We start from the raw sequence: 13,853 nt of genomic DNA, 5'->3' as shown, positions 1-13,853 counted from the left end.
TCTGCTTCCTGTTGAGTTACGCTGCGGGGCGCGGACGGGTGTTGCGGAACTCGATCCGCTTCTTGCCGGTGCCGACGTCGATGATGCGTTTGACGAAAATGCCGGGCGTGTGGATGTGGTCGGGGTCGATCTCGCCGGCGGGCACCAGATGCTCGACCTCGGCGATGGTGATCTTGGCAGCGGTCGCCATCATCGGGTTAAAATTGCGGGCGGTCTTGCGATAGACCAGGTTCCCGGCGGTATCGCCCTTCCAGGCGTGGACGATGGCGAGGTCGGCGAACAGCCCGCGCTCCATGATGTATTTCTCGCCGTCGAATTCCTTCACTTCCTTGCCTTCGGCGATCAGGGTGCCGACGCCGGTCTTGGTGAAGAAGGCCGGGATACCGGCGCCGCCGGCGCGGATGCGCTCGGCCAGCGTGCCCTGCGGATTGAATTCGAGTTCCAGTTCGCCGGCGAGGTATTGCTGGGCGAACAGCTTGTTCTCGCCGACATAGGACGAGATCATCTTCTTGATCTGCCGCGTCTCCAGCAGCCGGCTCAGCCCGATGCCGTCGACGCCGGCATTGTTGGAGATGACGGTGAGGCCCTTCACGCCGGATTCGCGGATCGCGTCCGACAGGGTCTCGGCGATGCCGCAAAGACCGAAACCACCCGACATGATCATCATGCCGTCCTTGAGAACGCCATCGAGTGCCGATTTGGCGTCGGGGTAAACCTTGTTCATGGATGTCTGACCTGATGGAGGAAACGGCTCAAGGCCGGCATAATCTTAAGGATTATTAGGCGAAATCTTCGCACTGCGTCAATGCGCGCGCTTTTGGACCACCGGCGGCGGTTCACAACGCCAGGATGGCCTTGAAAGCGTCAAGAAAACCCTTCAGGTTGTGTGGGTTGGCAAGGGCTGAAAGCTAGGCGCGGCCGCCCCGGACAACCAAACCCTCGACCTCAACCCGACCTGGATATGTCTTTGACGATGGCCCAAGGAATGAAGCGCCTGGGGATGCCGATTGCGGCGTTTCTCGGCTTGGCTTTGATTGGCCTGATCGGGACCTCCTGGTTCCTCAACCGGGACGCGTTGCGCCAGGCGGTCGAAGCGCAGATTCGCGCCGTCACCGGGCTCGATCTGGTCGTCTCGGGTGCGATCGACGTCTCGGTATTTCCCGGCAGCTATGTCTCGTTTCACAATGTCAGGCTGAAGGGCGGTGCCACCGTCGACCCGGCGCTGCAGGTCGACGTGCTGACGGCCAATCTGCGCTTGCTGCCGCTGTTGCTGCGGCGGTTCGAGATCGCCGACGTCATGATGCTGCGGCCGCATATCCGCGTCGTCAGGAACGGCCATGGCGAGAGCAACTGGACGCCGTTCGTCGAGACCATCGCGCGCGCCATGAAGCCGGGCGCCGAGAATCAGGTGTCGTTCTCCGAGATCCGGATCCAGGACGGCGTGCTCAACTATGAAGACGCCACCAGCCAGGCCTCCGAGGCGCTAAGCGATATCGACCTGTCGCTGGCCTGGCCGTCGATCTCGCGTTCGTTCGCCGCCACCGGACAGTTCGATTGGCGCGGCGAGCGCGTCGACGGCTCGGTCAGCGCCAGCGATTTCCTCGCGCTGCTGTCGGGAGATCGCTCCGGCGTGAAGGCGCGGCTGGTCAGCGCACCGCTGAAACTGGCATTCGATGGCGCACTCGCCAACCGCACCAGCCTGATGATGGAAGGCACGGTGACGATCGACAGCCCGTCCCTGCGCAACGCGTTGCGCTGGATGGGACAGACGCCGCCCGGCGGCGGCTTCGGCCGCTTCGCGCTGAAGGCCCGCGCCAATGTCGTCGGCGCTTCCGTTGCGCTGACCAATGTGAATGTCGAACTCGACGGCAACGTCGCCGAAGGCGTGATGACCTTCGCCAATAACGGCCGACAGACGCTGCAGGCGACGCTGGCCGCCGGGGCGCTGGATTTCACGCCCTACATCTCGACCTTCCGCCTGCTGGCGAGCGGCGCGCGCGACTGGAATCGGCAATTGTTCGACCTGAACTCTTTGTCGACCACCGATCTCGACATGCGGCTGTCGGCCGCCAGGGTGACGGTCGGTTCGACCAAGCTCGGCCGCACCGCCTTCGGCGCCAATCTGCGCGGCGGCGCGCTCGCGCTCTCGGTCGCCGAGGCGCAGATGTATGGCGGCATCGCCAAGGGCACGTTCGGTGTCGCGCGCTCGGACGCGGTGGCCGACGTCAAGGCCCAGTTCCAGTTCACCGATGTCGACCTGCACGCCTGCGCATCCGAATTGTTCGGCATCAACAAACTCTCCGGCCGCGGCAATCTCAATGTCTCGCTGGTGGCCTCGGGCTCCAGCCCGTTCGGGCTCGTCACCTCGCTCGACGGCACCGCGACCCTGAACGGCCGTGACGGCGCGATCTCCGGCTTCAATGTCGAACAGCTGTTGAAGCGGCTGGAGCGGCGGCCGCTGTCCGGCAGCGGCAATTTCCGCAACGGCTCGACGCCCTTCGATACGCTCAACGTGGAGGTAAAATTCAACGACGGCATCGCGACCGCCGAAGACGTCCGCGTCGAGGGTCCCACGACGCGGCTCACGCTGACCGGCACGGCCTCGGTGCCGGCGCGCGAATACGATCTGAAGGGCGTCGCCAGTCTGACGTCTGCACCCAACGCGCCGCCCGGCTTCGACCTGCCGTTCGTGGTGCAGGGACCCTGGGACGATCCATTGGTGTTTCCCGATCCCGAAAGCCTGATCCGCCGCTCGCCGGGTGCCGCCCCGCTGCTGGATGCGGTAAAGGATCGCAAGACCCGCGACGCCGTTCGCTCGGTGATCGAGCGGATCACCGGCGGCGGCCCAAGGCCGGCGGCGCCGGCGGCGGCAGAAGGTGCCACGAAGCCGAACTGACGACGGCAGGACCACAAGCCTGTTCACGATGACGCTTGCGACCTGGCTCGGACGGGCAGCGATGCCGGCTGGTCTCTGGAATAACTGAACATTAACCATACGAGCCCATGATTTGAGCCGAATTCAGGTGGGCAAGCGCGCGCGAGCCATTGCTGGTTTGTCACCGCGATGGCTCTTTTGTTTTGCTGACCGGCGATGGGCTGAGACGTAGGGAACGCAGGTGACCGAAGCACCCGGCAGGGAAACGCAAGGAGACAAACAGCCCGAGGGGGCACCGCGGGTGGCCTCAAGCCCGGTGCCGGTGTTAGCTGTCTCGCTGGCTGCCATGGCCGTCATTGGTGCCGCCACCGCCAATTCCTTGCCGAGTTTCGGCGGCTTCTCACTGCCGGTTTTCAATCAGTTCTCTTTGCCGAGCGTCGATCGGTTGTCCTTGCCGGACTTCAGCCGCTTCTCCCCGCCAAATTACAATCGCGTCGCTGCATCTCCTCCGCCTGTCCCGGCTCCGGTCCTCGTACCGGATCCGGTTGTCAGGGCGGGACTGCGGGACATTCAGACGTCGCAGGAGCAAAACGCCGATGTGTTGATGTCGCTGATCCAGAGCTCCGCAGCCCAACAGGCGGATTTGAAAAGAATAACCCGTCAACTCTCCCTGCTGACGGCGCAGGTGAGCTCCCTGCAGAATCAGGCGCCACCGCTGACGACTTCCAGCATCGCACCGTTGACGACTTCCAGCATCCCACGTCCAAATCCTCGCACGCGGGTCATCCAGGCGTCGAGAAAAGTACTCCCTCCGGTTCTTCCTCCGACCCCTCCGCCACTTTCCAGGCCTGTCGGCCCCTTTTCGGTAGGGGGCGCTCCGCTCAGTCCGGCACCCGGCTCGGGCGCAAGCTAGCACCCAACGGAAAACGCCTCCGTCATCGCCTCGAACCGATCTTGGGAGCAAAGCAGGAATCCGGCAAAGATCGTGATGTCTGCTTTTGGGCACTTTTCAGAACTAGCCGATCTGACGAGTGAAGTCCGTTGTTAGGGGAAGATCGGAAGTCGCCGACCCGGACGTCAGCTTCCGCCGAATGACTCAGAGCGGACATCAGCCTCCAGCACACATTGCTTTCTTTCGGTTGGCGTGTAGAACGGCACTCGGGTGCTCGCTGCATGTGGCAGTGACAGGTCAAGCGATGGTCGGGCCGCCACGCGGAAAGCGTGCGCCCAATGCATCCCCGACGTTCAGCCCAAGAAATCCTCCGTGCCCAATCCCTCACCGGGCAGGCCATGAATGTGCCCCTGCTGCTTGTTGCAGCCGCGGTGGCTCTCCCAGCCGTCCTGATCGCAAATCCCGTCGCGGCAGCATCCACAACTGGCCCGTATTCGGCTCAGCCCGTCTTCCTGTTCGGCATTCCGGTTGATTTCATTCTGTTCGGCCTGACACTGCTGGGTGTAGCGGTGTTCCACCACAAGACGCTTGAGGTGGCGTTGACCGGGCTCGTGGCCGTCACACTTTACAAGCTCCTGTTTACCGGCTTCCGGCAAGGCGAGAGCCTGACCGGCCTGATGCTCCAGCTCCACCACGAATGGGTTGTTCTCGCCAATCTGTTTTTGCTGCTGATGGGTTTCGCCATCCTGTCGCGGCATTTCGAGAACAGTCGAATCCCCGACGCGATGCCGGCGTTGCTGCCAAACGGTTGGAGCGGCTGCCTGGTTCTGCTTGCTACTGTATTCGTGATGTCGGGCTTCCTCGACAATATTGCCGCGGCCATGATCGGCGGCACGATGGCGCGGCACTTGTTCAAGGGCAAACTACATATCGGTTACCTTGCCGCCATCGTTGCGGCCGCCAATGCCGGCGGCGCCGGCAGCGTGGTCGGTGATACCACCACCACCATGATGTGGATCGACGGCATCAGCCCGCTGCGCGTCGTCGAAGCCTACGTCGCAGCCGTCGCCGGCTTCCTGATCTACGGGATACCGGCTTCGCTGGCACAACACCGCCATTCCCCAATAGAGAAGGATACGCAGCGTCGCCTGCACATCGATTGGACTTATGCGGGCGTTGTCGGTGCAATCCTGACCAGCGCTGTTTTGGCCAACGTCATCGCCAACCTGAAGTTTCCGGCGGTGCTCGATGTTATCCCCGTGATCGGACTTGCGGTATGGATCGTCATTCTCGCGGCCGCGCCGCTGCGTCGGCCGGATTGGGCGATCATGCCGGAAACGTTCAAGGGAACGGTCTTCCTCCTGGCCCTTGTCACTAACGCGTCCTTTATGCCGGTCGAGGAATTGCCTGTCGCCTCGTGGCAAACGGCGCTGGGGCTCGGCTTCCTGTCTTCCGTGTTCGACAACATTCCGCTGACGGCGCTCGCACTCAAGCAGGGCGGCTACGACTGGGGTTTCCTTGCATATGCCGTAGGCTTCGGCGGTTCGATGATCTGGTTCGGCTCGTCTGCGGGCGTCGCGATCTCCAATATGTATCCGGAGGCCAAGTCGGTCGGCTTGTGGCTGCGCCACGGCTGGTATGTCGCGGTAGCGTACATTGTGGGCTTCTTCGTTATGTTCGCCATTGTTGGTTGGAATCCTGATTCTCCACACAAAAAGCGTGCTGCGCTAGATGTGAACTATCAACTGGGCGTGGCTGGCCACCTGTAAAGCGAGCCTGGCGCGGATGGAACGTCGGCAATTGGCCCTTGGCGAAAGGGGTCGACGGGATAGCCGATGTCAGCTTCCCTGAACGGTCATACGATATTGAGTTCGACCTGCGTTTTCAGCTGCATAGGGCTGGAAGGGTACTGTCCGTACTTGACCCTAGTGTCCTAAGTTCATGATGATAGGGTGTCGTAATTCGCAGTATGACCGGTGAGGACACAATGGGATGGTTTGACCGGCTGTTTAGAAGAGCCTCGGGGCCTACCAGTCGGCTCTTTGCCAGATTCAGAAGGAAATCACAGGCACCGACTGATCCTGATCTTCTGAAGATTGCCAAGGACCGAAAAGGGCATATCTCACGGAGAGCTGTGAGAGATGAGTATAATCGGCTGGTTTTGGAGAAGTACGCGCAAGACAAGGATTGATTTGCCGCGCCTCGCCAGAAGGCTCTGACCAAAGCGCAGGGCCGTCTCATGTTGGCGGCCTCTTTCTTGGGACCGGAATATTTTCAATCGCTCATGCGCTGATATTGGGGGTCGGGGCCGCCTCAGTTGGGTGTGAGTCAAACAGCGAGAGGGGCGATTAACAACGCTGTTAACCACCCCCTTGTGATTGTGCATCAAAAGGGCCGCATTCGCGCGACCCTCGCCGGTCAAGTTCAAATTCGTTCGGGATGAAAAGCGCCCCGGCAAGAAGATCTTCCCAAAATTCTGTGGAGTCAGGAAAAGCCCGGCACTTCAAACCGGCAGTGGCAATTGTTGAGCGCCCTTACCCAAGCTCAAGCTCGGGCGCGTCCGGACCTCACGCCACGCCTGAATTGCGTCCGTAGTCCAGGGTAAAGCCGACGCCGGGTGATCGCTTGAACTTATGGGTTCACCCCGCAATCTGCCTGCGCCTTGAGAACTGCGTCGCGGCGCGCGCAATAGCAATCTGCAAGCCAAGGCGCGACAAATCAACCCGACGGCCGCGCCCGGCGTAGCCTTGGCGAAGCCGGGGCAAAGCAGTTCTGTTTTACAGAAATCATGTCAAGCCCCAAAATAAAATAATATTTCTGTTTACCGGAAGGCAAATCAGGTGCATATGTTTTGCCATCCCGTCCCACTCAGAGGGCGTCGGCCGTCGTCACGGACGTTGGACGGGTTGCGGTGGACGCTTGTTTGCGCTGAGACGACGGCGTGGATTAAGCGTACGGCAAAACCGTGTGGTCCTGGCGCCCGTTGCTGGCGTCAAGCCGTCGGCTAGGCGTGAGCTGAACCGGCGGTGACGGAGTCAACCAAGAACTCGTCTCCGGGGAGATCACGGCATAAGCCGTAAAGCCATTGCGCAGGGAAGGCCGGGTGTTCACCGCTGCCCTGTATGCTCGTGTGCAGCCTACTTAGTGCAAACCGCACACGAGACCGCGGGTGCAGCGCGCACCCGGTCTTCCCTGCGCCCTTTGTATGGAGGGCGGGAAGTTTCTGGCAAGCCTCGGGCGCAATGCGTCGCGAGAATGCGGCCACATATTCAGTTGTCATCGCCCGGCCTTGACCGGGCGACCCAGTATTCCAGAGGCGCCGATGATAGAACCGAGAAGCCGCGGCGTACTGGATCCCCGCATCCGCGGGGATGACAGTGGTGCGTGGAGCAGCCGGGCTCACAACGACGCCAAGCCAAAGCCTGCCCCTCACGAGTTCACATGAACAAAATCCCGCAGCAGCGGATAGATCTCGTTGTTCCAGCGTTTGCCGGAGAACACGCCGTAATGGCCGACGCCGGCCTGCATGTGATGGACGCGGCGATAGGCGCGCACGCCGGTGCAGAGATCTTGGGCGGCCAGCGTCTGGCCGATCGAGCAGATGTCGTCCTTCTCGCCTTCGACCGTCATCAGGCCCATGCGCTTGATCGCGGCCGGGTTCACCGGCTTGCCGCGATGCATCAGCTTGCCCAGCGGCAGCAGATGCTCCTGAAACACGTCGCGCACGGTCTCGATGTAAAATTCCGCGGGCAGGTCCATCACGGCGAAATATTCGTCGTAGAAGGTCTTGATGACTTCCGCCTTCTCCTTCTCGCCTTTGGCCAGATGCTGGGCAAGGTCGATGTGCTGTTTGATGTGACGCTCGAGGTTCATCGAGACGAACGCTGTGAGCTGCACGAAGCCCGGATAGACCTGGCGGAACGCGCCCTTGCATTGAACGGGCACGTAGTTGATCAAATTCTCCTTGAACCATTTGATCGGTTTGCTCTTGGCGAAGTCATTGACCTTGGTCGGCTGGATGCGGGTGTCGATCGGCCCCGCCATCAACGTCAGCGTCGCAGGCCGCGCCGGGTGATTTTGCTCCGACATCACGGCCGCCGCCGCCAGCGCCGAGACCGAGGGCTGGCAGATCGCCACCATGTGCGAGCGCGGGCCCATCTTGCCCAGGAAGGTGATGAGGTGGTCGGTGTAATCCTCGAGGCCGAAGCGGCCGGCGTTGAGCGGGATCTCGCGCGGATTGTGCCAGTCGGTGATGTAGACGTCGTGGTCCTGCAGCAGGGTCTTCACGGTGCCGCGCAGCAGCGTCGCGAAATGGCCGGACATCGGCGCCACCAGCAGCAACTTCGGTTGCTCCGGCGCGTGCTCCTTCTTGAACCGCAGCAGCGATCCGAACGGCGTGGCAAAGGCGACTTCCTCGGTTACCTCCAGTTCCTGATTGCCGACCATGACCTTGTCGATGCCGTAGGCCGGGCGGGTGTAGGTCAGCGAGGTGCGCGAGATCAGTTCGAGCGCCGCAGCCAGCCGCCCCAACGCCTTGTCGGACACGCCTTGCGGCACGAGGTTGAGGTATTTCAGCGCCGCTCCGGCCCCGGTCCGCCACGGCGCCGTGAGGTCCATATGGTTCTGATAAGCTTGGTACATCAATGACATCATACGCATCCGCCCTTGCCCGATGATGCCATGCAATATCGAAGCCAAAGCGGAGCGAACCGGCCCGAAAAACTGGCACGTGGCTTGCTGCGGAACGTGACCGGCGCAAGTGACCGGCGTAAGCTATCGGCGGCGCGCTGGTGCGGCCGGCTCAGCCTTGCGGAAGACGTTCAGGCGTGAGGGAAGGCCCTATGGCGAAAACGACACTGACCATCAGCAGCAAGAACTATTCGTCCTGGTCGCTGCGCGGCTGGTTGCTCGCGAAATTCTCAGGTCTTCCCTTCGAAGAGGTCGTGACCGCACCTGACGACGCGTCGGCGCGGGCCGAAATCCTGCTGCTGTCGTCGTCGATCCTGGTGCCGTGCCTGCGGCACGAAGGCGCCACCGTCTGGGACACGCTGGCGATCGCCGAATATCTCAACGAGGTGATGCCGGACGCCGGCCTGCTGCCGGCGGACCGGGTGCGGCGGGCGCACTGCCGATCGATCTGCGGTGAAATCCATTCCGGCTTCACCACGCTGCGGGCCTCACTGCCGGTCAACCTCAAGGGCCATTTCCCGAACTTCAAGATCTGGTCGCGCGCACAGTCCGATATCGACCGCGTCTGTACCATCTGGCGCGAGTGCCTTGCCCAGTCCGGGGGGCCGTTCCTGTTCGGCGAACGCACCATGGCGGACGCGATGTACGCGCCGGTCGTGACCCGCTTCATGACCTATGACGTCAAGCTCGACCCGAAGCTTGCGGCCTACGCAAAAACCATCATGGCGATGCCCGAGATGGTCGAGTGGATCGAAGCCGCCAAGGCCGAGCCCGCCGACATCGAGGAGCTCGAGGTGGAATATTAGGCAGCGCGCGCCAGGCGCTGCCCGTTTGACGGGCTCAAGCTTCGGGCAGGGTTTGCTTAAAGCCGGTGCCATCGCGGTGTATCGCCGCTGACATCCGCGATGCAGCAACGCTGCGGCAGAAATCACCGGGCGCGGATTCCAGTCTCCCGTCAAGCGCTTCGGCCGGTCACTGGTGTGATCGCCGCAGTGCAACGCGACTGGCGCAGATTTCGCATAGCAGCATGCAGCCGTGAACGCGACGATGCGACGCTGCCGAAAATTTGGACGCCTTGCGTGATCGCGATCTCGCGAACGAGAACCGTGGAGGCTTCAATGAATCAGACTGCCATCGTCAGCAAATTCTCCCATGTCAAACCCGGCGATACCGACTTCGAAGGCGGGGGACTGCGCGACTTCTTCCTCTACCGCGACCTCGGTATCGCCGACGCCACCGGCGGCCAGGTGATCTGCCATCTGGTCAAGGCCAATCCCGATCTGCCGCCTGAAGAAGGCACCGGTTGGCACAAGCATCTGTGCGAATTCCAGATCGTGATCATGACCAAGGGCTGGGCACGCTTCATGTACGAGGACAAGTCGACGCTGGTGCAAGCCGGCGACGTCGTGCATCAGCGCCCGGGCATCACGCACTACCTCTACGACTACTCGCAAGACATGGAGTACCTGGAGATCGTCAGCCCGGCCGACTTCAAGACCGTCGATGTGGACCCGGCCGTCGATCACGTGCCGCCGCCGACACCCTGGAAGTGACCGCCAAGGAGATCGTCATGTCATCCCAGGAGGAATTAACCCTTGTCGTCGGCCGCTGGTTGCGGCCGATCGTGGCGGTGCTGCATGTGGTGCGCCGCATCACGTTCCAGCCGATATCTAGCCGTGAACAGGGGAGTACAGCCGCCAAGCAGTGATTCGGGCGCGATTCGTTCCGTCCGCGTTCCAAAACTTAAGAGCGGTTTCGGACAACGCGCGACATCGTCGCATTCTGACACAATGCGCCGCGCGCGCGGCTGCGCCTGCAACCGCCTAGCCCCGGAAAAAAACTGTCAAACCTGACTGCTGACCCGCGGCAGCCGCCAGCCGACCACGGTCGCCTCAAGGGCGCCACCGGTCCGCTCGTTGCGCCATTGGCCCTCGATCCAGCGGCAGGCGAACGGTAACTGATATGTGCCGCTGTGATCCTCGCAAAGCACCTCCACCGGCCGGTCCGGCGGCGGTTCCCCGTTGCCATCGAACTGTGCCAGCCGCTTCTCGCGCGTTGCCATATGTTCAATCTCCATTGCCGGGGCGTGCAAACCTTACGTTTGGGTTCCCCGGCGAAAGTCCATCCACACCCATAAAGGGGAAGCTCACCGCCTGAATGCGGTATCAGTGTGGTATCGCTGCAGCCTGCGGCCTGATACGAGCAAATTGATGTGATTGACCGAATGAAGTCTAAGTGAGGATTGGATGATCGCCCGGATTGCAACGACTGCTGCCGCCGTCGCAGCGCTGCTGATGCCATGCGCAAGCTACGCGCAGGATGTTCCCGGCATCGAGATCTGCACCGTCGAAAAAACCATGGAGCGGCGCACCTCCTGCCTGCAGAGCAATGTCGACTTCCTGCAAAAGACCATCAACAAGATGACGCAGGACAATCAGCAGAAGCTCGATGCCGCCAACCGGCAGATCGAGGCGTTGAAGGGAAGCGTCATCGCCTTGCAGAAGTTCGTGGACGATCTGCAGAAGAAGACGGCGGAAGAATTGAAGAAGAAGGCCGATGCGCCGGCGAAGGACGCGGCGCCGGCTGCGGCGAAGTAACGCCGTCATTCCGGGCGATGCGCAGCACACCCGCGGTTCCCGCGACGCTGTGGCGGCCGCGAGAGCAACGCCGGTCAAATGCGGCGCGTTGCAAGCGTTCATGATGCGGCCGCTTCGACAAGAAAGCTGTCACCGATGAATCCAGCCCAGAAGGCGCTCTGGTACATCGAAAGTCATCTCGCCGGGCCGTTGACCCTCGACGAGATATCCGCGATCGCCGGCGTCTCGCGCTTCCATCTGGTGCGGGCGTTCGCGGCCGCGACCGGATATTCGGTCATGCGCTATGTGCGTGCGCGTCGCCTCAGCAATGCGGCGCGTGCGCTTGGCGACGGCGCCCCTGACATTCTCAGCCTCGCGCTGGATGCGGATTACAGCTCTCACGAAGCCTTCACCCGCGCGTTCCGCGACCATTTCGGCATCACGCCTGAGATGGTCCGATCGGGAACGTGCCTCGATCGTCTCAAGCTTCAGGAGCCCATCGTCATGATTTCAACCGCGCTCGATCATCTCAAGCCCCCGCGTTTCGAGACCGGCAAGGCCTTGCTGGTCGCCGGTATCGGCGAACGCTGCACCCACGAAAACGAAGGCGCCTTCATTCCGAGCCTGTGGCAGCGTTTCAATCAGGCCATCGACAATGTCCCCGGCCGGGTCGGCAAGGTGGCCTATGGCGTCTGTTGCAACGCCGACGATGCTGGCAATTTCGACTATGTCGCCGCCGTCGAAGTGACCGATTTCTCCGACCTGCCGCGCGAATTCCAGCGGGTGCGGATTCCCGAGCAGAAATACGCCGTGTTTACCCACGCCGAGCACATCTCGACCATTCGCCGTACCGTCAACACGATTTGGAATCACTGGCTGCCGGCGTCCGGCATGAAAGCCGCCGACGCGCCGAATTTCGAGCGCTATGACGAGAAGTTCGATCCCGCGACCGGCAATGGCGGACTGGAAATATGGATACCGGTTCGCGAGTAGGGGCAGACGCAATCTCCCGCAGGGCAGCCCTGCGTGTCCCAATGGCCTGCGGTTGCTTGGCAAGCGTGATCTGCTTTGCCATAACATGACGCAACGTCAGCGTTGCGCGTGCGGAAATGAGCTTGGAGTCCGCCTGCAGCCATAAAAAGCCGGGAGGATTTCATGGGAAATGTCCGCGTTCTCGCCACCGATCTGGAGTTTCCGGAAGGCCCGGTAGTCATGCCGGACGGATCGGTCGTGCTGGTCGAAATCCGCGGGAAACGGCTGACACGGATCTGGCCGGACGGCCGCAAGGAGGTGGTCGCGGAAGTCCCCGGTGGCCCCAATGGCGCAGCGCTTGGCCCCGACGGCAAAATGTATTTCTGCAACAATGGCGGCTTTAGCTGGATTCCGACGGGCAAGGTGATCATGCCGGGTCCGCAGCCCGATGACTATCTCGGTGGCTCGATCCAGCGCGTCGACCTCTCGAACGGCAAGGTCGAGACGGTGGTCGACAAATGCGGCGAGTATCCGCTGCGGGGTCCCAACGACCTCGTGTTCGACAAGCACGGCGGCCTGTGGTTCTCCGAACTGGGCAAGCGCCGGGCCCGCGACATGGATGTCGGCGGCGTCTACTACGTCAAGCCCGGCATGAAGGAGATCGTCGAAATCGTGCACGGCGTACTGCCGGCCAACGGCATCGGGCTGTCGCCAGACGAAAACACTGTCTACATCGCCGAAACGCCGACCGCGCGGCTTTGGGCCTACGAACTTTCCGCGTCCGGCACGCTGAAGCCGCGCGAGCCGATCTATCGCGGTGAACGCGGCAAGCCGATCACAGGCCTCGGCGGCTACCAGATGTTCGACTCGCTCGCGGTCGAAGCCTCAGGCAATGTCTGCGTGGCGACGCTGATCTCGGGCTGCATCTCCGTGATCGCCCCCGACGGCACCCTGGTCGAGCAGGTGCCGACCGGCGACCGCATGACCACCAATATCGCCTTTGGCGGGCCCGACCTGAAGACCGCGTACATCACGCTGTCAGGCAAGGGCGAGCTGGTCGCGATGGACTGGCCGCGCCCCGGCCTGCCGCTGAATTTCTTGAATAAGTGATATAGGTACGAGCCTATCAACGTCATTGCGAGCGTAGCGAAGCAATCCATGTCGCCACGCAAAGAAAGAATGGATTGCTTCGTCGCTGCGCTCCTCGCAATGACGGAATAGAGAGCGGAGTCCTGAATGCCCTGGCTTGAACCGATTACCCTTCGCGGCGCTTACGCGCGGCTCGAACCGCTGTCGCACGATCAGCGCGACGGCCTGACCGAAGCGGTGCGGGACGGGGAGCTGTGGAATCTCTGGTACACCTTCGTGCCGGCGCCGGAAGACATGACCAAGGAGATCGATCGCCGGCTCGGCTTGCAGGCATCAGGCTCGATGCTGCCGTTCACGGTGTTCGATGCCGACGGCAAGATCGCGGGAATGACGACCTATATGAATGTCGATGCCGCCAACCGGCGCGTCGAGATCGGCTCCACCTGGTACGCCAAGCGCGTGCAGCGCAGCGCCCTCAATACGCAGTGCAAATTGCTGTTGCTGACGCACGCCTTCGAGACGCTCGATTGCATCGCGGTAGAATTCCGCACGCACTTCTTCAACCAGCAGAGCCGCCGCGGCATCGAACGCCTGGGCGCCAAGCAGGATGGCATCTTGCGCAACCATGTGATCGCGCCGAATGGCACGTTGCGCGATACCGTGGTGTTCAGCATTATCGCCAGCGAGTGGCCGACGGTGAAGGCGCATCTCAATTATCAACTCAACGATAGACTGCGGTAGTTTTTCAGCCCGCGGCAGA

12 protein-coding genes are annotated in these 13,853 nt (G+C 61.9%); 9 read left to right on the top strand and 3 right to left on the bottom strand.

Translation table 11 applies throughout. From position 1 onward, the window contains the following. Nucleotides 1–16 precede the first annotated feature (16 nt). Nucleotides 17–724: a CoA transferase subunit A gene (locus JQ574_RS21900; protein ID WP_212207671.1), complete on the bottom strand. Its 708-nt coding sequence runs from the start codon at nt 722–724 to the stop codon at nt 17–19. Between the two features lie 249 nt (nt 725–973). Here JQ574_RS21900 and JQ574_RS21895 point away from each other — a divergent pair, with 249 nt between their 5' ends. Together JQ574_RS21895 and JQ574_RS21890 are read left to right on the top strand one after the other, a co-directional pair. After that, nucleotides 974–2,896, top strand: coding sequence for an AsmA family protein (locus JQ574_RS21895; protein ID WP_212207670.1), 1,923 nt, complete (start codon nt 974–976; stop codon nt 2,894–2,896). Between the two features lie 1,269 nt (nt 2,897–4,165). Next, complete coding sequence (locus JQ574_RS21890; RefSeq protein WP_249119514.1) at nt 4,166–5,536, top strand: citrate transporter; 1,371 nt, start codon at nt 4,166–4,168, stop codon at nt 5,534–5,536. Nucleotides 5,537–7,196: 1,660 nt separating this feature from the next. Here JQ574_RS21890 and JQ574_RS21885 read toward each other — a convergent pair. Further along, nucleotides 7,197–8,420, bottom strand: a complete 1,224-nt coding sequence (locus tag JQ574_RS21885; protein WP_212206483.1) for a polyhydroxyalkanoate depolymerase — start codon at nt 8,418–8,420, stop codon at nt 7,197–7,199. A 188-nt stretch (nt 8,421–8,608) separates the two neighbouring features. On the opposite strand from JQ574_RS21885, the gene JQ574_RS21880 reads away from it, so the two are divergent. The 3 genes from JQ574_RS21880 (at nt 8,609) to JQ574_RS21870 (ending at nt 10,164) form a co-directional block, all read left to right on the top strand. Further along, nucleotides 8,609–9,262, top strand: a complete 654-nt coding sequence (locus JQ574_RS21880) for a glutathione S-transferase family protein (RefSeq protein ID WP_212206485.1) — start codon at nt 8,609–8,611, stop codon at nt 9,260–9,262. 312 nt (nt 9,263–9,574) lie between these two features. Next, complete coding sequence (locus JQ574_RS21875) at nt 9,575–10,009, top strand: cupin domain-containing protein (protein WP_212206487.1); 435 nt, start codon at nt 9,575–9,577, stop codon at nt 10,007–10,009. Nucleotides 10,010–10,026: 17 nt separating this feature from the next. Then, entirely contained in the window at nt 10,027–10,164 is a 138-nt protein-coding gene (locus JQ574_RS21870) for a hypothetical protein (protein ID WP_212206489.1), read from the top strand. Nucleotides 10,165–10,299: 135 nt separating this feature from the next. On the opposite strand, the gene JQ574_RS21865 is transcribed toward JQ574_RS21870, so the two are convergent. Then, nucleotides 10,300–10,518 (bottom strand): hypothetical protein, encoded by a 219-nt coding sequence (locus JQ574_RS21865; protein WP_212033914.1) that lies wholly within the window; start codon nt 10,516–10,518, stop codon nt 10,300–10,302. Between the two features lie 184 nt (nt 10,519–10,702). On the opposite strand from JQ574_RS21865, the gene JQ574_RS21860 reads away from it, so the two are divergent. The 4 genes from JQ574_RS21860 (at nt 10,703) to JQ574_RS21845 (ending at nt 13,834) form a co-directional block, all read left to right on the top strand. Beyond that, nucleotides 10,703–11,053, top strand: coding sequence for a hypothetical protein (locus JQ574_RS21860; protein ID WP_409363378.1), 351 nt, complete (start codon nt 10,703–10,705; stop codon nt 11,051–11,053). A gap of 135 nt (nt 11,054–11,188) precedes the next feature. Continuing rightward, the gene (locus tag JQ574_RS21855; RefSeq protein WP_212206491.1) at nt 11,189–12,025 is read left to right on the top strand and encodes an AraC family transcriptional regulator; all 837 of its coding nucleotides are present in this window, start codon (nt 11,189–11,191) and stop codon (nt 12,023–12,025) included. A gap of 162 nt (nt 12,026–12,187) precedes the next feature. Then, entirely contained in the window at nt 12,188–13,114 is a 927-nt protein-coding gene (locus JQ574_RS21850) for an SMP-30/gluconolactonase/LRE family protein (protein WP_212206493.1), read from the top strand. Between the two features lie 126 nt (nt 13,115–13,240). Continuing rightward, on the top strand, nt 13,241–13,834 hold the full coding sequence (locus JQ574_RS21845) for a GNAT family N-acetyltransferase (protein ID WP_212206495.1): 594 nt from the start codon (nt 13,241–13,243) through the stop codon (nt 13,832–13,834). The last annotated feature ends 19 nt before the right edge of the window (nt 13,835–13,853 follow it).

The sequence above is a fragment of the Bradyrhizobium sp. AUGA SZCCT0158 genome (assembly GCF_018130065.1).
In the GTDB taxonomy this organism is placed as follows: domain Bacteria; phylum Pseudomonadota; class Alphaproteobacteria; order Rhizobiales; family Xanthobacteraceae; genus Bradyrhizobium.
The sequence above is the reverse complement of the archived record's forward strand: the minus strand, read 5'-3'. Positions and strand labels throughout refer to the sequence as shown.

What these genes read in the sequence shown, in the direction of transcription:
- JQ574_RS21870 (WP_212206489.1), top strand. Translation starts at nt 10,027, where the DNA reads ATGTCATCCCAGGAGGAATTAACCCTTGTCGTCGGCCGCTGGTTGCGG.
- JQ574_RS21875 (WP_212206487.1), top strand. Translation starts at nt 9,575, where the DNA reads ATGAATCAGACTGCCATCGTCAGCAAATTCTCCCATGTCAAACCCGGC.
- JQ574_RS21845 (WP_212206495.1), top strand. Translation starts at nt 13,241, where the DNA reads ATGCCCTGGCTTGAACCGATTACCCTTCGCGGCGCTTACGCGCGGCTC.
- JQ574_RS21895 (WP_212207670.1), top strand. Translation starts at nt 974, where the DNA reads ATGGCCCAAGGAATGAAGCGCCTGGGGATGCCGATTGCGGCGTTTCTC.
- JQ574_RS21855 (WP_212206491.1), top strand. Translation starts at nt 11,189, where the DNA reads ATGAATCCAGCCCAGAAGGCGCTCTGGTACATCGAAAGTCATCTCGCC.
- JQ574_RS21865 (WP_212033914.1), bottom strand. Translation starts at nt 10,518, where the DNA reads ATGGCAACGCGCGAGAAGCGGCTGGCACAGTTCGATGGCAACGGGGAA.
- JQ574_RS21885 (WP_212206483.1), bottom strand. Translation starts at nt 8,420, where the DNA reads ATGATGTCATTGATGTACCAAGCTTATCAGAACCATATGGACCTCACG.
- JQ574_RS21860 (WP_409363378.1), top strand. Translation starts at nt 10,703, where the DNA reads ATGATCGCCCGGATTGCAACGACTGCTGCCGCCGTCGCAGCGCTGCTG.
- JQ574_RS21900 (WP_212207671.1), bottom strand. Translation starts at nt 724, where the DNA reads ATGAACAAGGTTTACCCCGACGCCAAATCGGCACTCGATGGCGTTCTC.
- JQ574_RS21850 (WP_212206493.1), top strand. Translation starts at nt 12,188, where the DNA reads ATGGGAAATGTCCGCGTTCTCGCCACCGATCTGGAGTTTCCGGAAGGC.
- JQ574_RS21890 (WP_249119514.1), top strand. Translation starts at nt 4,166, where the DNA reads ATGAATGTGCCCCTGCTGCTTGTTGCAGCCGCGGTGGCTCTCCCAGCC.
- JQ574_RS21880 (WP_212206485.1), top strand. Translation starts at nt 8,609, where the DNA reads ATGGCGAAAACGACACTGACCATCAGCAGCAAGAACTATTCGTCCTGG.